18 protein-coding genes are annotated in these 19,007 nt (G+C 41.9%); 12 read left to right on the forward strand and 6 right to left on the reverse strand.

Annotated elements, in window-relative coordinates; translation table 11 throughout:
* The first annotated feature begins 131 nt into the window (after positions 1-131).
* The 4 genes from MAMMFC1_RS07710 to MAMMFC1_RS07725 all read left to right on the forward strand — a co-directional run bounded on the left by MAMMFC1_RS07710 (position 132) and on the right by MAMMFC1_RS07725 (position 3,103).
* Complete coding sequence (locus tag MAMMFC1_RS07710; protein WP_197723944.1) at positions 132-623, forward strand: CBS domain-containing protein; 492 nt, start codon at positions 132-134, stop codon at positions 621-623.
* Positions 624-1,108: 485 nt separating this feature from the next.
* Positions 1,109-1,672, forward strand: coding sequence for an NADPH-dependent FMN reductase (locus MAMMFC1_RS07715; RefSeq protein WP_126307890.1), 564 nt, complete (start codon positions 1,109-1,111; stop codon positions 1,670-1,672).
* Positions 1,673-2,462: 790 nt separating this feature from the next.
* Positions 2,463-2,786 (forward strand): hypothetical protein, encoded by a 324-nt coding sequence (locus MAMMFC1_RS07720; RefSeq protein WP_126307893.1) that lies wholly within the window; start codon positions 2,463-2,465, stop codon positions 2,784-2,786.
* 32 nt (positions 2,787-2,818) lie between these two features.
* Positions 2,819-3,103, forward strand: a complete 285-nt coding sequence (locus tag MAMMFC1_RS07725; protein WP_126307896.1) for a hypothetical protein — start codon at positions 2,819-2,821, stop codon at positions 3,101-3,103.
* Between the two features lie 818 nt (positions 3,104-3,921).
* Here the strand turns inward: MAMMFC1_RS07725 and MAMMFC1_RS07730 are convergent.
* Positions 3,922-5,202, reverse strand: a complete 1,281-nt coding sequence (locus MAMMFC1_RS07730) for an IS110 family RNA-guided transposase (RefSeq protein ID WP_126307899.1) — start codon at positions 5,200-5,202, stop codon at positions 3,922-3,924.
* Between the two features lie 357 nt (positions 5,203-5,559).
* On the opposite strand from MAMMFC1_RS07730, the gene MAMMFC1_RS22640 reads away from it, so the two are divergent.
* Positions 5,560-5,691 (forward strand): hypothetical protein, encoded by a 132-nt coding sequence (locus MAMMFC1_RS22640; protein ID WP_269471871.1) that lies wholly within the window; start codon positions 5,560-5,562, stop codon positions 5,689-5,691.
* 719 nt (positions 5,692-6,410) lie between these two features.
* Here the strand turns inward: MAMMFC1_RS22640 and MAMMFC1_RS07735 are convergent.
* On the reverse strand, positions 6,411-6,806 hold the full coding sequence (locus tag MAMMFC1_RS07735; RefSeq protein ID WP_126307901.1) for a pyridoxamine 5'-phosphate oxidase family protein: 396 nt from the start codon (positions 6,804-6,806) through the stop codon (positions 6,411-6,413).
* A gap of 138 nt (positions 6,807-6,944) precedes the next feature.
* Between MAMMFC1_RS07735 and MAMMFC1_RS07740 the strand changes: the two genes are divergently transcribed.
* The 5 genes from MAMMFC1_RS07740 (at position 6,945) to MAMMFC1_RS07760 (ending at position 12,462) form a co-directional block, all read left to right on the forward strand.
* Positions 6,945-7,334 carry a winged helix-turn-helix transcriptional regulator gene (locus MAMMFC1_RS07740; protein ID WP_126307904.1) on the forward strand — a complete coding sequence of 130 codons (390 nt, stop codon included), beginning with the start codon at positions 6,945-6,947 and terminating at the stop codon, positions 7,332-7,334.
* A 214-nt stretch (positions 7,335-7,548) separates the two neighbouring features.
* A complete protein-coding gene (locus MAMMFC1_RS07745; protein ID WP_126307907.1) occupies positions 7,549-7,752 on the forward strand; it encodes a spore coat protein in 204 nt (67 codons plus the stop codon).
* Positions 7,753-8,069: 317 nt separating this feature from the next.
* On the forward strand, positions 8,070-10,100 hold the full coding sequence (locus tag MAMMFC1_RS07750) for a 2-hydroxyacyl-CoA dehydratase (RefSeq protein WP_126307910.1): 2,031 nt from the start codon (positions 8,070-8,072) through the stop codon (positions 10,098-10,100).
* A gap of 39 nt (positions 10,101-10,139) precedes the next feature.
* The gene (locus MAMMFC1_RS07755) at positions 10,140-11,348 is read left to right on the forward strand and encodes a 2-hydroxyacyl-CoA dehydratase subunit D (protein WP_126307912.1); all 1,209 of its coding nucleotides are present in this window, start codon (positions 10,140-10,142) and stop codon (positions 11,346-11,348) included.
* Positions 11,349-11,445: 97 nt separating this feature from the next.
* Entirely contained in the window at positions 11,446-12,462 is a 1,017-nt protein-coding gene (locus MAMMFC1_RS07760; RefSeq protein WP_126307915.1) for an ABC transporter substrate-binding protein, read from the forward strand.
* A 296-nt stretch (positions 12,463-12,758) separates the two neighbouring features.
* Here the strand turns inward: MAMMFC1_RS07760 and MAMMFC1_RS07765 are convergent, their stop codons facing one another.
* Positions 12,759-13,316 (reverse strand): TetR/AcrR family transcriptional regulator, encoded by a 558-nt coding sequence (locus MAMMFC1_RS07765; protein WP_126307917.1) that lies wholly within the window; start codon positions 13,314-13,316, stop codon positions 12,759-12,761.
* Entirely contained in the window at positions 13,309-13,446 is a 138-nt protein-coding gene (locus MAMMFC1_RS21410) for a hypothetical protein (RefSeq protein ID WP_158618685.1), read from the reverse strand. Before MAMMFC1_RS21410 ends, MAMMFC1_RS07765 begins: the two co-directional genes overlap by 8 nt.
* Before the next feature lie 359 nt (positions 13,447-13,805).
* Here MAMMFC1_RS21410 and MAMMFC1_RS07775 point away from each other — a divergent pair, with 359 nt between their 5' ends.
* Positions 13,806-14,603 carry a hypothetical protein gene (locus tag MAMMFC1_RS07775; RefSeq protein ID WP_126307920.1) on the forward strand — a complete coding sequence of 266 codons (798 nt, stop codon included), beginning with the start codon at positions 13,806-13,808 and terminating at the stop codon, positions 14,601-14,603.
* A 391-nt stretch (positions 14,604-14,994) separates the two neighbouring features.
* On the opposite strand, the gene MAMMFC1_RS07780 is transcribed toward MAMMFC1_RS07775, so the two are convergent.
* A complete protein-coding gene (locus MAMMFC1_RS07780; RefSeq protein ID WP_126307923.1) occupies positions 14,995-16,671 on the reverse strand; it encodes an ABC1 kinase family protein in 1,677 nt (558 codons plus the stop codon).
* A gap of 430 nt (positions 16,672-17,101) precedes the next feature.
* Positions 17,102-17,344, reverse strand: coding sequence for a helix-turn-helix domain-containing protein (locus tag MAMMFC1_RS07790; protein ID WP_126307926.1), 243 nt, complete (start codon positions 17,342-17,344; stop codon positions 17,102-17,104).
* A gap of 429 nt (positions 17,345-17,773) precedes the next feature.
* Between MAMMFC1_RS07790 and MAMMFC1_RS07795 the strand changes: the two genes are divergently transcribed.
* A complete protein-coding gene (locus MAMMFC1_RS07795; protein ID WP_126307928.1) occupies positions 17,774-18,814 on the forward strand; it encodes an HD-GYP domain-containing protein in 1,041 nt (346 codons plus the stop codon).
* The last annotated feature ends 193 nt before the right edge of the window (positions 18,815-19,007 follow it).

Raw genomic sequence — 19,007 nt, forward strand, 5'->3', positions numbered from 1 at the left:
AGACACAAAACCAAGGATTGGAAAAGGGTGCTATGATAACATTAACCACGTGTACCAAGCATATAAATCGAAATCGGTGTTAACCAATATCAAAGAAGTTTACAGGTTGAGAATTTGAGGCGATTTATAATATGCAAAGATACAACAGAGCAAATGGCAGAGAATTGATGGATACAGAAAGGAAATTAATGGATACAGGAAGGAAAGAAGAAAATATTATCCTTTTATTAACCCCGAAAGCAACGGTTGCATTTCTGTACGATCACTGTTCCCTGAGGCAGGGACTTGAAAAAATGAGGTATCATGGATATACGGCCATACCGGTCATTACAAAGGATGGAACTTATATCGGAACGGTCAGTGAAGGAGATTTTTTATGGCATTTGCTGGACAGTGATGTGTACACTATGAAATTACAGGAGGAATATTCCATTTTAGATATACTCCGAAAAGGCTGGAATCTTGCGGTGAAAATTGATACAATCATGAATGAGTTACTTCTTCGTGTTATGGATCAAAATTTCGTTCCGGTAATTGATGACCGGGGAAAATTTATGGGGATTATAACTCGAAAAGACGTAATAAAGTATTATTATAATTTAATGAAAACAAATAAAACTTGAGACTAAAATAACGGGCATAAAGTCCAGATCCTAATGGAGGAGGCCAGTGAAATCATTACGAAGTATAGGACGATTTATATGGTAACCCTTAACGGAATAAGTTTCGCGTACGATTATAACTATAGAATATTGTATTATTCAGTTGACGTAATAAGTGTAAGCAAGGAGGCTGTTGATGGACGATTACGTTGACTAATATCATTGAGAGACTTGAAAAAAAGGGTCTTGTTGAGCGAGTCCGAGGCGAAAAAGCACCTGAACAAGCCAAGAAGCCAAGTCGGCAAACTAAGAAATGGTGTTATATCTGCAAGACGCCACCGCCACCATTTACTCGTTCACAGCTGAACCCAGTATTATAAGTTAAGCCTTAGAGTGCCATAGGGGACAGTTCTGTTGCCATGAAGTATATAACATTAGATTATGTTACAGGAACTGTCCCTTAGACAATATAAATTTGTATGGTGAGGAGAAAAGGAGTGAATCGCATGGCAGACGTAAAAATCGCCGTTATTGTAGGGAGTCTCAGAAAGGATTCTTTTAACCGAAAAATTGCCAAAGCCTTGATGTCCTTGGCGCCGGCCGGTCTGGTGCTGGAAGAGGTGGATATCGGGCAACTGGCAATGTACAATCAGGATTTCGATGATGAGAGTATTCCACTTGCGGAATGGACAGCTTTTCGCGAAACCATGAAGCAGTATACCGGTGTGCTTTTTGTAACGCCGGAGTACAACCGTTCTGTTCCGGCCGTTTTAAAGAATGCTCTGGATGTGGGGTCAAGACCTTACGGTCAAAGTATCTGGAATGGCAAGCCAGCTGCAATTGTAAGCGTATCGCCCGGCGGGTTAAGCGCCTTTGGCGCAAATCATCATTTGCGGCAGTCACTGGTATTTTTGAATGTTCCTGCCATGCAGCAGCCTGAAGCCTACATTGGCAATGTCGCAAATCTGTTTGACGCCGCCGGTGAATTTGTGAATGCAGAAACCAAGGAGTTTTTGTATAAGTTTATGCTGGCATTTGCAGAATGGGTAAATAAAGTTGAACGGCAGTAATTGTAGAAATGTGCGCCTTAGCGGGGCTGTCTTAGTGCGACAGCCCCTACATATCAATTAATCATCTGAATTAAAATGAACATGAGCGCCAATGGGACAATTCTCATGACCTGGAGTGAACATTAGATTATGCCATAAGAACTGTCCATATGACAGCACCTTTTATTAATGCTAATATCCTCAGCAATGAACGAAGATACTTGGTTCATGGGTTTTTCTATTTAGCTAAGGTCCGTTGTAGTAATAAACAACGGACCTATTTTGGTCTTTTCCGGTTTTATAATATTTTTTCTTTAGCCATCGCGCTAAGCGATTTCGTTCTTCTTTGGCACATTTATAGGAAAATACCAGTGAGTCGAAGAACAGTCACCTGACTCGCTGTTCAGATCATAGTTGGCATTGAGCTTGGAAAAGACGGCCTCGAAATCTCAGTCGAGCATGACCTCATTGTTCTGCATAAGCATGAACTGGCTGTGTATTCTGCGATAGCACAAAAAATGTAATTACAGCCTTTAAAACAACCATCGCGTAGCTCCGGGCGGGGGTTGTTTTTTTTTGAGACACACCGTTTTATTTAGCTATAAAAAATACAACATAATATCTATATAAAATATAAAGAAAATATAAAAATTGCATATAAGGATGCTATTCCCTCACAAGCAAACTTCAAAAGGAATAAGCTGACAATAAACTAGCGATGAAAAATTATGTTACATCATTACATCAATGGCAGCCCGGTTTTGGTAATACAGTATGGGACCCTATTGGAACCCAAAGGGAGGGGTTTAGCTTGGTATCGATTTTTAATTTGACCCCCATGGAGATCGTAGCAATCGCCGCCATTGTTGGCATCTCTTTTGCGCTTCCTTTGTCAACCGATGAAGACGCTGTCTTCGGCAATGTTCTCGATCTTGCCGCCGAGATGGTTTTTATTATCGCCGCCCAACGCATATTGATAAAAAACACCTTGGCGGCGGCTCCAGCCCCCGCCAAAGATTCCGCCGCGAACCTCCAAAGGCAGATCAACAAGCTGCAATGTCAGGTGGCCAAGAGGTCGGCCGTCCTGAAACGGTGCACGGCGACTGGTAGCCCGCAGAACGACTTTGCCGAATAATCAACAAAAAGCCAATAAGGAGTTGTTTAAATGTGGCTTCGATTTTTAACCTAACCCCCATGGAAGTCACCGTCACAGCCGTTATTGTCGGTCTTGCCTTCGGCTTGCCGCTGACCGTCGACGAACAGAATGTGTTCGGCAACGTTCTCCTTGCTGCCGGCTATGTCATTCTCATCATCGCCGCCCAGCGTACGCTGATTACCAATGCTGAAACCGCAGCGCAGGCGGCAGCGTCGACGCAGAGCATGCAGGCGCAGATCGACGATCTACAGAGGCAGCTTGCGGCAATGCCCGAAGTGCCGGAGGCGGTAAACTAGCCTTGCTATTATAGACAGACGTTAAGGAGGATTACTTATGCGTTTGGATTTTTTAGATCGCGCCAGTTTCCGCGGTTTCAGCAATACCGATATAGTCCGCTGCTTCGGCTGGATTCTCGGCGTTATTGTCATTCTCTTACTGGCCATCGAGCCAGAGTCCTGGTACCGAGCCGAGACGAAACCCACCTCGACAACTACCGAAACGACGGCGACGCTGTCAGCGTCATCGCCGACCGCAGAACGGCCACAACGACCACTACGGCATCAGAATCGAAGCCATCGACCTCTCCGAAAGCCAGACCGCCGGTTAAGCCGTTAACCCTCGGCGATCTGTATCCGCGTCCGCACCTGTCGGTGCAGTCATTCCTCAAGGCCTGTCGCAGTAACCGCGAAAAAACATCGCGGATTTTGCCGGATCATCCTCGATCTTTTGAAAAAAATGCCTAGCTGGCAAGCGTTTCGCCGGACGGCGCGTGGCGCAGCGAAGAAGGAAGGAATATGGCCGTGGCTTCTTCGTGATAATGACTTGATCTTTTCCTTGGGGTGTTTCTTGGGGCGATTATTATTTTATTTTGCTGGTTGAGCCGGACTCCTTTTTCGGCGGTACAAGCTCGGTGGTAGACTGGCGCGAAACGATGTTTACGCAGCTATTAAGAAAAAAGGATTTAATTGTTTGGTGGGGGCCGGCGATTTACGAAAGCAATCTGGTAATATGTCAAGCTCATAAAAAATAAATATCGTAAGCAATGCGCCAAAAAAGGGTAAATCTAATAAGCTCTTTCCTCAAGAAGGAGAAAAAAGTTAAAAAATGGAAGTCATTAAATTTGGCTTACTCTACTTTTAGAGTAAAGCTGATGGTTGGCCAGCAATCCAAAAATCAGCCGGATAAATTTACGAGCAGTAAGTGCGAGTGCGCGTTTATGCTGATGAGTTTTAACTTCATCGTATTTCTTGTGGTAAAAAGCTGCGTATTCCGGTATATGGTTCTTAACATGACTGGCAGCTTCAATTAGATAGTATCTTAAGTAGGAATTGCCAGCTTTTGAAAGAACGGTGTCGTCAGCCCTAAAATTGCCGGATTGATTTTCACGCCAAACAAGACCGGCATATTTAGCAAGAGCACTGTGAGAGTTAAAGGCGTCGATGGAGCCAATCTCCGCAATGATGCCGGCAGCGTAAACCGGGCCGATGCCAGGAATGGACAACAGAGAGTGATAAGCATTTGGGTCAAGCCCCTTGAGGTTTTTTTCAATTGCCTTATTAATGGCCTTTATTTCGGACTCATAAGCGGAAATAAGGTTGAAAGATGAGGCGATAGAGAGGGTTAAAGGTTCATATAGGCATTTATCCAATCGGTAAGAATTGCGAGCTGCCTGCTGAAGTAAAGAGGCTGTATGGCCAGGATTTACAAACCGGTTTTTACCTTTTTGGCCAATATGATCAATCAGTGCTTGCAGCGGCATATTGGCCATGTCCTCGGTAGAGAGGAAGTCGGTTAAAACCGAAGAGGCCGTAGCACCGTAATGGTCGGAAAACGGCTGCTGATCTTCGTCGAGCATAGAAAGTTCACTGAATTTAAGAAATATATTCGAGAGCATATAGGTTTTCTCGCGAGTAAGCGAAGCGGCGATATGTAAACGATGGCGGGTCAGGCGTTGCAGAGCAAGAAACTGGCTGCCGCGCCAAGGCGCAGTAGTAATTCGGCCGACTCTGGCAAAATCAGCGATTACAAAAGCGTCAACAGCATCGTTTTTCCCTAAGTCGATGTACGATTTTTTGTAATTGGCAATCATCTTGGGGTTCAAACAATAAACGTGAGTATGAAATGGCATTAACAGCTCACAGGAAGACAAATAATTGGCGATATGAATTCCGTAGAAAGACGTGGACTCCAAAGCAAGCATCAGCTTGTTGATGTCACGGTTTCCGTAAAGGAAGGCATGAAGTTTTTCGGCCATTTCAATGGCTCCCGGGTGATTGTTCGGTACAGAAAACCGCAGAAGTTTCTGTGCTTCGTAATCAATAGCACAGACGACATTTTCTCGGGAACTTACGTCAATCCCCACAAATAAAGTAGAAAGAAGATCCGCCTTCTTCATAAAACTTCACCTCCTTTTTGGCAAAAAATAGGGAAGATAGAAAGGAATACCCTGATCTTACTCACTGACCGCACCCTCGCATAATCAGCATTCATCTGTGAAAGCAGCTTGCTGGAAAGCTTTCGCCCAGAGACGCAACATCTGTGTTAGCGGTATTGGATGAATAAGGCAGGCGTCACGCTTTATAAGCAATAACCAAAAGGTTTTGCAGGAGAGATCAGACGTTACCTTTGCTAAATTCTCTTACGAATATTTTAGCATCAGGGGATTCAAATCCGGGTAGTAAAAAATAAAATAAGCTTTGTAAACAATGGCGGATTATTGCCTACAAAACTTATTATACGAGGAGGGATGGCCATGACCTTTGGCTGCGGCTGTCAAAATTTCACCGGTACCAACAAAGGCCATTGTTGGGCCTGGATTATTGCGATAATAATTCTTGTGTTCTTTTTTACCGACCTGGATGACTGCTTCAAAACCAGTCTCTGAATTGGGGAGGAGTTCCCGTGGGATACTGTACCGGTGGTCACGGGGTTTGGCATAGGGTTCCTGATACTCATCATCGTTATTTCTATGTTTATCGCAGGTGCGGGCTTGTAGGACGACAATATAGATTCATCATGGTCCTGAGAGGAAGGGGGAGATGTTCAGTGACGAATCGTGGTTGGGGGTGGTGCCGGTGGGACTGGGAACTGCTTATCGTCCTCCTCCTCATTATCCTGTTCTTGATATTCATCACCGTGGAAGGCGAGGCGCCTTTTAGTTAGCGAACTGATACGGGATATAACCGAGGGGGGCTGTTGCGCTAAGAGAGCGATGTGCGAGTCTAAGGACGGTTCTAGCAGGGTTCAATCGGAAGTTTTGCGGGGCAAAAAGGCTCAACAAGTAGTGAAAATACTACAATGTTGAGCCTCTAAACTATCTACGCGCAAAATTTTTGATTGCCCGAAAAGTGCCATGGGGACAGTTCCGATGACATGAAGTATAACATTGGATTATAAGAACTGTCCCCTAGACAACACAACCTTTCTCCCAAAATACAGGTAACACCCGGTACAAGTCGCACCGGCAATTGTAAAGCGAAATAACAAATCCAATGTCATTTCTCCAGCCTCCTAACAATGTGCTTCTGGATAAAGTAATTATGACTCTTTTGGTGTTTACCGACTTGACGCTTAATTTACGACCATAATATCCCTTGGTGTTGTTTAAACTGTCAATGATCTTTTTTCACCCGATATAGTTTGGTATACTGCCTGGACATTGTCTAAAGAAAATATCTCGAACTTTCCATCGCCCACGGCGTATAAGTTACCGAGAGAAGGCATTACTTCCAAGGCTTTTCGTTGTGTTTCCTCAGTAGTGCAGAACACCGCCTTGCCGCGAACGCGGAGGGTATTGAATTCGGCGTCAACACAACAAATTTCCACATGGGGGTTAGCCACAAGCTGCTTGTACATATCTTTTTGATTAGAAGTACTAAAAGCTAACTTTCCGTTGTAGTCCATTACAAACCCCAGTGGTCGAACATGTGGATGATCTCCGCCGGCTGTCGCAAGATAAAATACCTTGTTTGTTATTAAAAAACTCAAAACCTCTTTCATTGTAGATCGCTCCTTTATAATATCTCTTTTGTTCTTGAATTGCTTATGATATTATTTTATTATAATCTCAGTTAAATACAAGTACGCATATTATAATGATAAAGTATGAAAAATCATACCATAGATAGGAGACTATATATGAGCGAGAAGGTTATGGATGAAACATATGTCGCGGAGAATCAGCTTTGCCCGCTTCGTTTTACTGTCGATGTTATAGGTGGTAAGTGGAAGCTACCAATAATTTGTATGCTTGCCAACGGTCTACCGACAAGGTATAGCAGTATCAAGCGCAAACTGACAGGTATAACAAATATGATGCTGTCGCAGTCGCTAAAAGAATTGGAGGCATCTGGTATTATCCATCGAGAGCAGTACAATGAAATTCCGCCTAGAGTTGAATACACGCTGACCGATAAAGGGAAAAGCATTATCCCGCCCTTGATCAAGCTAGCCGAATGGGGGGCAGAGCATATGCAGGAAGGTAAGACATGCGCGGTTTTTTGCGATACATGTCAATCGATAAAATAGTAAGTTGTTTTACACCACCGATATTTATAGAAAATCCCTCGTTGTCTGGGTCGAGTAGAAGCACATCCCTCACGGCGCGCACCCCTCAAAGACCGGACTTGCCCTATTAAGGCATCCGGCTCTTCTTTTGGCTTCTGCGATTAAGTACTTCAAACAACTTACGCTGAGAGTGTCATGGGGACAGTTCTTGTGACATGAAGTATAACCTTGGATTATGTCATCAGAACTGTCCCCTAGACAACACAACGATATGCTGATGACGGAAAAATACGTTTCCGGCGTCTACGACACCGCCATTTTTGAATTTGCCGACAGCAATATCCGCCAAACGTTTAACCACATCCAAAAAGAAGAGCAACAGCACGGCGAGGATCTGTTCCATTACATGCAGGCCAACGGCATGTACAATGTCCAATAGTTTTTCCATCCATTGGCCGGGTAAAACGCTTTCGCCCCCTGCCAGGCTGTTGAAAAACTTCGCTAATGTGTGTTTTTCAAGCTTCAGGCCTCAGGCAAATTATGTAGTTATAATTTAATAATATTGACAAGAACATATTTTAATTATAGAATAATTAAAATAATAGTTGACTAGCAGAAACAACTAGAGGCTATATCTCCGGTGATCCGGCGATAGGGCCTTTTCTTTTTTATGTAAATAAAACGGTAGTCTTTTAGAAAAATCAACTCGACAAACGATCTTTTTAAAAGCTGCAGATGAAAAGGAGTGAAGTCAGCATGAAGATTATTGAGGTATTGGACCAGAAAATAGCGGGTGATATACAAAAAATTAAGGTGATTGGGATTGATATTGGTTCCCGTACAGCCAAAGCAGTTTTATTTCATGATGATGAGTTATATACCGCGGCAATTCTGACAGGCATTGACATGCAGGAAACGGCGAATGAATTGGTGGCAGACCTGCTGACACAATCCGGTTTAAACAAAACAGATATAAATTATATCGTTGGGACTGGTTATGGACGTGTAGCCATGAAGTTTGACAATCCTTACCAGATTGTTTCAGAAATTTCCTGTCATGCCATGGGTATACATTATCTGGCTGCGGGAGTAAAGACGATTATTGATATCGGCGGTCAGGATTCTAAAGCCATCAAAGTCGATCCGGAAACTGGCCGTGTGGTGGAATTTGTCATGAATGACAAATGTGCGGCGGGTACAGGACGCTTCTTAGAGAAAGTCGCGCAGCTGTTGGATTATAATTTGGATGAGTTGGGGACAGAAGCCCTTAAAGCACAGAAGTTATCGGATGTAAGCAGTCAATGTGTGGTGTTTGCTGAGTCGGAGGTCATTTCCCGGCGGGCTAAAGGTGAGCTGCGGGAGGATATTGCTGCCGGTATTCATTATGCTGCCGCCCGGAGAGTGCGTAGTCTGTTAAGTCAGGTTGGACTGGAACCGGGGCTGGCTTTTTCCGGCGGGGTATCCAATAATGCTGGCATGAAAAAAGCAATTGAAGAAGTAATTGGCAGCCCGGTCAGTCCTATTAAACTGGACGCGATTTATGCAGGCGCACTGGGGGCGGCCATTTATGCTCACAATTACTATTTAGGAGGGATGCAGACAGGAGAAGCGGAAAGGGAAAATCGCAGACTGGACCTTACTGCTTTGGAAAGCAGGATTGCCCAGCATCATGAAGCGATTATCCACGGTGCCGGCGGGCAAAAGAAGGTTGGTTATTTATGCACATATACACCGCTGGAATTAATAAATGCCGCAGGGATAGCGCATGCAAGGCTGTTTAAAATGGGCAATACTGAGGTTGTGGCTAGTGGGGAGCAAATTACTCAAAGCGTATTTTGTGACTTTACGAAAAGTATACTGGGAGCTTTTAAAGAAAATGATGCCTTATATAAATCCCTCGATAAAGTTTATATTTTCTACACATGCGATTGTATTAAGAAAGTAGGAGAAGCAATCGGGGAATTCTTTGCACCATCAGATATATACACATTACCACGCCTGCGCCATAAAGATTCTTCGCGCGACTATTACCGGACAGTGATTCTTCATTTCCAAAAAAGTCTGGAAGAATTGTCCGGAAATATAATTACCGAAGAAGCAGTACGTGAGCAAATCAAATTATACAATAAGGTGCGAGTGCTGTTGAAAAAAATATCTGAGCTACGCAAGCGGGAAAATCCACCCATTACCGGCAAGGACTTTTTGGAATTGATTAAGGGCTACCACTATTTGCCGCCGCAAGGCTTACTGGAGTTGTACGGACGGATCTATGACAATCTGGCAGCTGTGCCGAATAAGGGACAACGCAAAATCCGCTTGATGATGGCCGGCGGCATTGTGGCAGACGGCGACCGCCGCTTACTGGAATTGATCGAAGATGATATCGGTGCAAGGATTGTGGTGGAAGACCATTGTACCGGTGTGAGAAATATTTTGCATACAATCAATGAAGAAGGAGATCCATATCAAGCGCTGGCTGAAGGTTATCTGGATCAATCCCCTTGTACACGGATGAAGCCCCTGGGAGAAAGCGTTGATATAGCAGGCGAGTTAGCTAAAGAATATGATGTGGATGGTATTTTATACGTGTATCTGAAGTTCTGTCCTTGCTATGGCATGATTAAACATGAATTTTTTAAACATTATCAAAAATTGGGCATTCCGGTTTTGGAATTGCCAATTGACTATTCGGCTAGCGACCAAGGTCAGTTGAAAACCAGACTGGAAGCATTTATTGAGGTGTTGGGAGAAAGAGCAGGTTCAGTAAGGCTAAAAGAAGCGCATTAGCGTTGTATTAAATATAACAAGAGAGGAGAAGCCGATCACATGCAGATTGAAGATATTAAAAGCCCCGTGGATTATCTTATTTATAGTAAAAATGAGATTCATGGTTATTCACGGGCCATAGGAAAATTGTTTGATCTTTCCACTTCCTATATTTCAGATGCTGAGAAAGCCTATAAAGAAGGGAAAAAAGTTATCTGGAGCAGGACTAACGGCTGGGAAGTGCCACTGGCATATTCTTGCGGCATCATACCGGTTGCTTTTAGTGAAATGGGACGTCTGAGTGATTTTGAGACGATGCGTATTGGTGAGGAATATTACCAGTTTCCGCCGGAAACCTGTTCTATGGTGAAATGCACAGTCGGCCAGTGGCATAAACGAAAAAGCAAGAGTATTAACCGAATCCTGGGGGCGGGGGTGGCTTGTGAACCATTTAATCTGGCTTTGGAACTGATGAAACAAGCTGGTTATGATGTTCATACGGTTGATGTGATTTATCGTGCTCCCGGGATGAAGGGAGATGAACTTGAAAATTTGGTTGAGTTCTTTATCCGGCAAATTTATGATACCGTGGAATGGCTCACCGGCAGTAGAAAGATTGATGAAGATAAATTAAAGCAAGAGATACAACGTAAGAACCAATTAATTTCCAAAGTGCGAAAAATCTTGGAATTGCGAATAGGCAACCCTTTTTATATGCGCAGTCTGCCGGCTATTTTTTTGCTTACCGGTCTGAATGCGGGCTATTTTGGCAAGCCTGAGGAATATGAAAAGGTATTGGATTTATTAATCGAAGAATTAGAAAATGCCCCGGTCAATGAAGAAGATTTGAAAAGAGTTATTCCATTGGTTTGGGTGGGGAATGCCGGGCAAGAGTTTGGTGTTTTTGAAGTTATTGACCAGGCAGACGGAGCTTTACTAGGCTTTAGGGGATATCCATTTAATATTTGCCGGGAGGATATCCCGCCGGTAGAAGCATTAGCCCGGCATGTATTGGGCAATCAGGACGCCGGAGCTTCCGTTTATGTACAGCAGGTACTTGAGAAGGAAGCCCAGAAAGTAAATGCCCGCGGGCTGATTTTATATGGTTATCTTGGTTGCTCTTACAGCACGATTGCCAGGGAAATGTGGGGAGATCATTTCAGAAAGCAAGGGATTCCAAGTATTAACCTGGAGGGAACTTTTCAAATAGGGCCTCCCAGTGGGCAAATACTGACCAGAATTAAGGCCTTTACGGAGATGCTTGCCTAAAAAACCAATACCTGGGGTTGTAAATCATAAAAAGATAAGGGGTTATTTGTACCTGCCGACAATCTTTGTTGAGTACAATATAAAGGGGAATTCTATTATGAAAAATAGCAGCAAATATAAAATGATCATAAGTATGGCACTCATTTTGGCAGCTATCCTTATCATACAGGGGTGTTCATTCCGCGAGAAAGGGAATAATGTCCAAACAGTTGATGAAAAACAGTATAATATTATAAAAGTTTCCACCCCTGCGGAAGTTACAGTTCCGTCGGTCTATTTTGTGGGAGAGGAAATGGGCTTCTTTGCTGAAGAGGGGATAAAACTGGAATATGCCGGAGTGGTCCCGTCCACTCAAGTGATAGCTTCCGTTGTGGCGGGGAAAATGGATGTCGGTGGGATACACCATGTCAGCAGGACCATAACCGGCATTGCCGCAGGAGCTAAAATTAAGGCAGTGGCGGCAGGTAATGAAACTACTGAAAAATTACCCTTTTTGGTATATGTGACCTTAAAAGACAGTCCAATTAAAACAGCTCAAGATCTTATTGGAAAAAAAATAGGTACGCGCATATCCGGAAGTATCAATGAATACTTGCTTTATAGCTATATGAAGCAACATAATATAGCTGATCCCAAAAATAAAGTAGAATTTTTGGTAATGAAAGAACCGGAGATGGAGCAGGCTTTGCGTCAGAAAGATATTGATGTGGCGGGATTCAGTAAAACACCTGATTTTATAGCGGAAAGAGGAGAGTTTAAAGTACTCTTTAGCGATTATGATGTCTGGGGTAGCAATGGCGGCGGGGCACCGTTTTATTTTTCTGAGCAATTTATTAAAGAAAAGCCGGATGTAGTCAAGCATTTTGTCGCTGCTGTGGCCAAGACCAACAATTGGATCAATGAAAATCCGGAAAAGGCTATTGAAATTACAGCTAAAAGAGCTGGTAGAGATATTAAATGGATTAAGAAGGGTCATTTTGCCCCAAATGCTATTATCAAGGATGAGACTGTTCAGCTATGGATTGATCAGCTAACGGAATTTGGTGAAATTAAAAAGAAAGTAACATCTAATGAGGTTTATACCAACGAATTTAATCCATATTTTAACAGATAAAGCTCACGCAATGGTAAGGAATACAAAAGAATTAGTTGGCATAATTGGGCCCCTCAGGGAAATGATTGACGGTGTTCCGTATATATTGAATAGATGTTTCTGGGATAAGGTTACGCCTATTAGGGATTGAGTTATGTTCGCCTAGACTTTTGTTTAGGCGATATTTTTATTTACAGGACAGGTACATTGTCCCAAGGATAAAAGAACTATAAGTAGCTAAGAGGTGATAAAATACCCAAGTGGGATGAGGAATCTGTCCCTATGTATCATAGGATTGTATAAAAGCGTGATTTCCACTATATTATGATTTTGTTCCATCCGTTTGATACTGCATCCTTCGCTGTATCTGTCAGCTCTTCCAAGGACATTTCAGAGATGGAACTAAGCCAGTTGGTATATATACCTACAATACCTGAAGCAATATATTCTGCATATACATTAAATTTCTCAGCAGACATGCCAGACTTGGTATAAAAAGATTCCTTGATGGTATTTTTAAGTATATCCTTACATTCTGTTTGGAGGAATGCATAAGAAGTGGTTTCCGAAATACGGCGATATAGGCCGATATCCTCCATCATAATTTTATTGAGGCCTTGAAAGAAAGAATTTATATCAAAAGTTTGGTTCTTTTTCAGTAGCATCAGCACTTTGCCTGCCAGTTCGGTTTCAAATTCTTTTAAAATATCGGCAGTGGAATTGTAATGAAGATAAAATGTTTTTCGATCTATGTTTGCTAAATTTGCTAACTCAGTAACTGTAATCAGATGGAATTCTTTGCTTGGAATGAGCTGTAAAAAAGCTTTGCGTATGCCTTCTTTCGTTTTAACGATTCTACGGTCAATTCTATTCATGATAATTCTCCATTCCGCCGCTGTCACTGGCGGCACAAATAGTAATAAAAAAGATGTGCGACTTCACCATGTTTATTATTATTAAGCCGAGGAGAAGATAAGCTAGATTTTCCACCTTCAACAATTCCATACAAACGTCAAAGCAGTTGTTAATCGACAGCAACTGCTTTGACGTTTGTATGGAATCAGCCGAAAAGTATTGGGTTCCAGTGTTTAATCTTTTGGAGGATTCTATCCGCATTACTGTTGCCAATCCCAAATGGGTTATAGCTGTTTAAGATAATAAAGACGATATCTATTTGGGTGTGCCATTTTTTAGCGACTACGAAGTATTTTTCACGCTAATCTCCTATGTTAATCTACAATTTTGGTAGTTTTGTAGATTAATACGCACTATCTAATATATTATAATTGATTTCATTCTAAAATCAATTATAATACACACATGGGGAATAATCAATGACTGTAGATTATTAAGGAGGTCCACTTATGCTAGAGAAATTATTTTCATTCTATCCGGGTAATTATTCATTGGAAGATTTCACCTACGCATTTAGTCCGGATAACCCTCAATTTGATTTGGTTCTGGGTATTGCATTACTTACCTTTTTCTTAGGATATATAGAATATATATATAGTTTTCAGTTGGTAAGGAGAGAAAAGAGTGCGCCCTATCCTGTATGGATGCATACTTTTTATTTTGCACACGATTCAATGGGCGCTATCGTATTTGCACTTGCTTCAAAAACAACTGGAGGTTTTTGGTTTTTCACAGCAGCAGCCGTTGCACTTGTAATATGGAATTTATTTGAGGTATATAACCTGTATAAATGCATCTACGTAGAACGTCAGGAAATTTGGGGACATCTGCATGATGAACCGGTTTCAGTAAAAGAAGCATGGTTCAGAGTGATCGGTCAGATCATAATTTTTATAGGCGTTGTAAACCTGTTTAGGGTATTTATGAATGATCCTTATATGTTTAAATGGTTTATTTTTACCAATATATTAATCGCCATCGCACCCGGTTTTTACTGGGAGAAAAGAAAAACACAGATTGGTGCTTCATATAAGCTGGCTATTGTGATACTTCTTGGTACAATAAACTCTTTCACCCCACTTAATATGTGGGTATTGGTCAGCGATTATTTTTCATTTTCCAATAATCCTTGGTTTTATCTCATAGGAATCGTAAGTATTGGATTCGCAATCAGAAATATAGTAGTTCTTAAGAAAATGTCACAAAAGCCTAGCCATATGGAAGATGGGACAAAGACAGTCTGGTAAATTCGTGTTAAAAACGACAAGTTCTAGGAAAAAGATATTGAAGTATGCTTTTTGACTTTAGCCATTTTTATTGCTTCTGTGGCAATTAAGTAAATTATTCGAACCCCTTGCGGCCGCGATATGTAAAAAGAACCGACTTAGGGCACCTCATGGGAGTGGAGAGTTGTATGAGTCAAAGGACCGTCCCGTGCGCCACGAAGATTTAACTACAAATCAAGACGGCGCAGCTGTGAATCCTGCCGGGGGCGCCATGAAAAAAGGCTTTACGAAGTTTTCGTAACGTCTTTTTTCTATAGGAAAGTATAACAACGAGAAAGAACTGCGGGATAACAAATACGTATTGCCTTGCCCACTGGAGGCATATAATAGATGCATAGAAACAGGCTGCAATTTATAGCTTGCCTGACCGGATAATGGCGTACAACAGCCAAATAAACAAGATCATAGCGATGACAAACCCAATCTCCAGTACCGGAATATTCCAAAGCGGGGAAACTTGGCCGACGAGGCTGGAACTGATAATGACACTGGCCATGATCATGCTGAAGGCCAACAAAATGATGCCGAAGGACAGCCGGTTGCTAATCCGTTCGATGGTTTTTAAACTATACTCCATATCCGGTATGATGATCTCTAGACGTAATCGGCCATGTTTTACTACGGTGCTCAGTTCCTGCACATGGCGGGGCAGATTCAGCATCAATTCCCTAAAATCACTTATGGTGTGCCATACCATTTTGCCCAGAGTTAGGGGATGGAGACGTTCCCGTAATAATTTTTTCCCAAAAGGCTCCGCGACAGTAAGTATGCTAAGCTGCGGGTCCAGTCTTTCAACAATTCCCTCCATGGTCAGTAACGCTTTGCCTACCAATGCAAGGTCGGCTGGCATCTTTATTTTGTGTTTCTGTGCGGTTGCAAAAATTTGAATGATTGTATCACCCAGGCTGATTTGACTTAAGGGAACTCCATAGTATCTTTCTCTTAGCAACTCAATATCATCGTGGAGCTGCGTCCGGTCGACCCGGTCAGGAACAATTCCCATGCGGAAAATCGTTTGGGCCAACTCTGCTGAGTTTTGCCGCATTAAGCCAATAACGAGAGAAGCCAAATGATATTTTTTTTCAGAGCTGAGGCGGCCAACCATGCCAAAATCCAGGAATGCGATAGTTTCGCCCGGCAATACCAGCACATTGCCAGGATGAGGGTCGCCATGGAAAAATCCTGCTATAAAAATTTGCTGAAAAATTTCTTTGGCAAAGTGCTCCGCTATGTGGGAGCGATTGTAGCCCTGCTGTTCTAACTGTTCCAGCTCACTTATTTTTACTCCCTCAACATAGGCTGCTGTCAACACTTTTTGCGAAAAACATTCCCAATATACTGTTGGAATATAGATAGTGGGATCCGCTTGATAGTGCTTCAGAAATTTTTCGGCATTGCGAGCTTCAATAGTATAGTCCAACTCAACGAGGAGTGACTTGGCGAGTTCATCAATCATATCCGTCAGTTGATACGTCTCAGCCCAGGAAAAACGACGTTCTGCCAGGACAGCCAGCTCACGCAGAATTTCTAAATCGGTTTCGATCATGGCAGCAATGCCTGGACGTTGAATTTTCACCGCTACTTGTTGACCGGTTTTTAATTGCGCCCGATGCACTTGCCCGATGGAAGCGGCCGCTAGTGGCTCCGGGTCAAATTGCTGGAATAGTTCTTCAAGGTCGGCCCCCAATTCTTCCTTTAGCAAAGTACGTACTTCGCTAAAGGGAAAACTGGGGACGTCATCCTGCAGTTTTTCTAACTCCGCAGTGATTTCAGCAGGCAGAAGGTCCGGTCGTGTGCTGGCAATTTGTCCTAACTTAACATAGGTTGGACCCAATTGTTCAAGCAGCAGTCTGATGCGTTCGCCTAAGCCGCCGGTATTGTTTTTGCCAACTACCGGATGGGAGCGGTGACCATAGGGGATGCTCTGGGGCAAGCCTATTTCTTCCACAATATAGTCAAAACCATGATTGAGCAGGGCGGCAGCAATCTCACGATATCGATTGATATGGCGTATCTTTTTGCCAAACATAGATAACCTCTCCTAAAGAAACAGCGTTACGGTTGCATAGCCTTTCATCTTTTATATACCCGGCTACTGACGGAGAATATACATACTTTCGCTCGGATAAAGATTCTTTTGGCAAGCTATAATAAGCCGGGATAAAAATATTCACATAAGAAGGGATGTTTGCTGTGAAAAAAATAGGGTTGGCCTTATGCGGTGGCGCGGTGAGGGCGTTAGCCCATATTGGTGTGCTAAAGGTATTCAACCGTGAGAAAATTGGCATTCATTCAATTTGTGGCACCAGAAATTGCCACGGGGACAGTTCTGATGACATGAAGTATAACGTTGGATTATGTCATAAGAACTGTCCCTATGACAAGACGTTGCTCTATTGATCTTTGCATATTTATAAAAATAAGAGCGATATCTCATGTGGTTTTATTGAGATATCGCTCTATTCTTTGTTTTCAAGTGGCATAAAAAACTGAACTATATCAATTTCTAAACCATCTGCAATAGCAAAAAGCACATCTAATGAGTAAGCTTTTGTGGAATTCGGTGCTTCTATCTTAGATAAATAACTCTTGCTGATGCCAATTTTATCTGCCAACTCCTCTTGGGAAAGTCCTTTGCGAATGCGGTAATGGACGATTTTTTTAGCAATTTGGCGATATCGTTCGTCATTGCTAGTTTTCATAAGTGGGCTCACCTCTATAACAAAATTATAGAGGCCTTTTTGCCAGAGGTCTTTTCACTTATGGTGAAATAAAATTTTAATAAATTATTGCACTATTAGTGAAATATATGTATAATGAATTAATAACGACTGGCAATATAAGTAAATATCTTATGTAAAAAGATGCTCATAGTTATTCCTGTTTGCATAATATTTAATAAACAATAATTGCCAACCTTTTTTGCAATTCATCTTAACTTTCCATGCAGCTTTTATGAAAATATTAGCCACAACTATCTCATTAGGATAGTGGCGGATAATATTTCTTTTCAAAGTCTTCCTCGCCAGGAGATTGTTTAACTAACCAACCAGTGGCATAATTATTTTAGCTTAAGTTTCGTAATTTGTTGGCAAACAGCGGCGCTAATATCAGGTGAGGTAAGAAAAAGTATGAACGGAAAAAAATGTCCTACTGCAGATGCTAGACCGGGCATGAAACTTGCAGCATCCATAATAAAAGAGAGCGGTCAAGTTATTCTGGCCGAAGGTACCGTTTTAACAGATACCTTTATAGAAAAACTGAAACTTTTGAATCTGGAATTCGTAGAGATTGCAGAAAATACAGCAGAGGAAGCACCTACCCCTTTGGCGAGTGTTGAAACTTTTGATGCAGTTTATGACGATACACTTCAAGTAATTGACAATTGTTTTTCTACTATGCGATATTTTAAGGAAGTTCCCTTGATGCAGATGAAAGAATTGGCTGATACTTCCATTGATCTAATGGCTGATACGACGGGAGTCCTTAGTTATCTGCAAATCGTAAGAAAACAGGATGATTATACTTTTCGTCATTCCATCAATGTTGCAATTATCTCCGGTATAGTAGGAAAATGGGTGGGAATGTCAGGAGAAGAATTAAAGGACTTAATTTTTGCCGGGTTATTGCATGATATCGGCAAGACACAGATACCGCTTGAAATATTAAATAAACCGGCCAAATTAACGCCCGAAGAAATGAAAATCATGAAAAATCATACCATTAAAGGCTATAAAATGCTTCTGGGAGAACTTGGAGCTCATGAAAGTATATTATGTGGAGTATTGCAGCATCATGAAAAAATTGATGGAACAGGCTATCCTTTCGGGATAAGCGGGGAACAAATTCATCCTTTTGCAAAAATAATAGCTGTTGCAGATATTTATGATGCTATGACATCAGATCGGGTTTACCATATAAAGCGAACACCTTTCGAAGTGATCGAAGAAATAAAACAAGAAACCTTTGGCAAGCTTGATCCCGCCATTTGCATAACATTTTTACGCAATATATTAAATTATTTTATGGGGGCAAAAGTACTGCTAAGTGATGGCGAAGAAGCCGAAATTATTTATCAAAGGAACCATGCGTACCCTACTGTTTGCACACGGGATGGAAAATTTATTGATTTGGAAATAAACAGAGATATTTCTATTGTTGGCTTCATATGAAAATTTGTTTTTTTTCTAATTAATAAACCTACTTCGTCATTTTAGAAGGGGGGAGAATGTAAATGTTTTACAAATATGCTGCATTAATTCTACCAGCATCGGGTATAAAGCAAAAATGTTAAAAAACTCAGTTATCAAAATCAAAATAACTGAGTTTGAAAAATCAAAATAATTGCTGACAGAGAACAAAGAC

This window comes from Methylomusa anaerophila, assembly GCF_003966895.1.
Classification (GTDB): domain Bacteria; phylum Bacillota; class Negativicutes; order Sporomusales; family Sporomusaceae; genus Methylomusa; species Methylomusa anaerophila.

Bases quoted from the DNA above. Each gene is read 5' to 3' on its own strand.
- MAMMFC1_RS07780 (WP_126307923.1), bottom strand. From the start codon at position 16,671: ATGTTTGGCAAAAAGATACGCCATATCAATCGATATCGTGAGATTGCT.
- MAMMFC1_RS07760 (WP_126307915.1), top strand. From the start codon at position 11,446: ATGAAAAATAGCAGCAAATATAAAATGATCATAAGTATGGCACTCATT.
- MAMMFC1_RS07735 (WP_126307901.1), bottom strand. From the start codon at position 6,806: ATGAAAGAGGTTTTGAGTTTTTTAATAACAAACAAGGTATTTTATCTT.
- MAMMFC1_RS07715 (WP_126307890.1), top strand. From the start codon at position 1,109: ATGGCAGACGTAAAAATCGCCGTTATTGTAGGGAGTCTCAGAAAGGAT.
- MAMMFC1_RS21410 (WP_158618685.1), bottom strand. From the start codon at position 13,446: ATGGAATTGTTGAAGGTGGAAAATCTAGCTTATCTTCTCCTCGGCTTA.
- MAMMFC1_RS07755 (WP_126307912.1), top strand. From the start codon at position 10,140: ATGCAGATTGAAGATATTAAAAGCCCCGTGGATTATCTTATTTATAGT.
- MAMMFC1_RS07765 (WP_126307917.1), bottom strand. From the start codon at position 13,316: ATGAATAGAATTGACCGTAGAATCGTTAAAACGAAAGAAGGCATACGC.
- MAMMFC1_RS22640 (WP_269471871.1), top strand. From the start codon at position 5,560: ATGACCTTTGGCTGCGGCTGTCAAAATTTCACCGGTACCAACAAAGGC.
- MAMMFC1_RS07750 (WP_126307910.1), top strand. From the start codon at position 8,070: ATGAAGATTATTGAGGTATTGGACCAGAAAATAGCGGGTGATATACAA.
- MAMMFC1_RS07795 (WP_126307928.1), top strand. From the start codon at position 17,774: ATGAACGGAAAAAAATGTCCTACTGCAGATGCTAGACCGGGCATGAAA.
- MAMMFC1_RS07775 (WP_126307920.1), top strand. From the start codon at position 13,806: ATGCTAGAGAAATTATTTTCATTCTATCCGGGTAATTATTCATTGGAA.
- MAMMFC1_RS07745 (WP_126307907.1), top strand. From the start codon at position 7,549: ATGTCATCAGAACTGTCCCCTAGACAACACAACGATATGCTGATGACG.
- MAMMFC1_RS07710 (WP_197723944.1), top strand. From the start codon at position 132: ATGCAAAGATACAACAGAGCAAATGGCAGAGAATTGATGGATACAGAA.
- MAMMFC1_RS07730 (WP_126307899.1), bottom strand. From the start codon at position 5,202: ATGAAGAAGGCGGATCTTCTTTCTACTTTATTTGTGGGGATTGACGTA.
- MAMMFC1_RS07790 (WP_126307926.1), bottom strand. From the start codon at position 17,344: ATGAAAACTAGCAATGACGAACGATATCGCCAAATTGCTAAAAAAATC.
- MAMMFC1_RS07740 (WP_126307904.1), top strand. From the start codon at position 6,945: ATGAGCGAGAAGGTTATGGATGAAACATATGTCGCGGAGAATCAGCTT.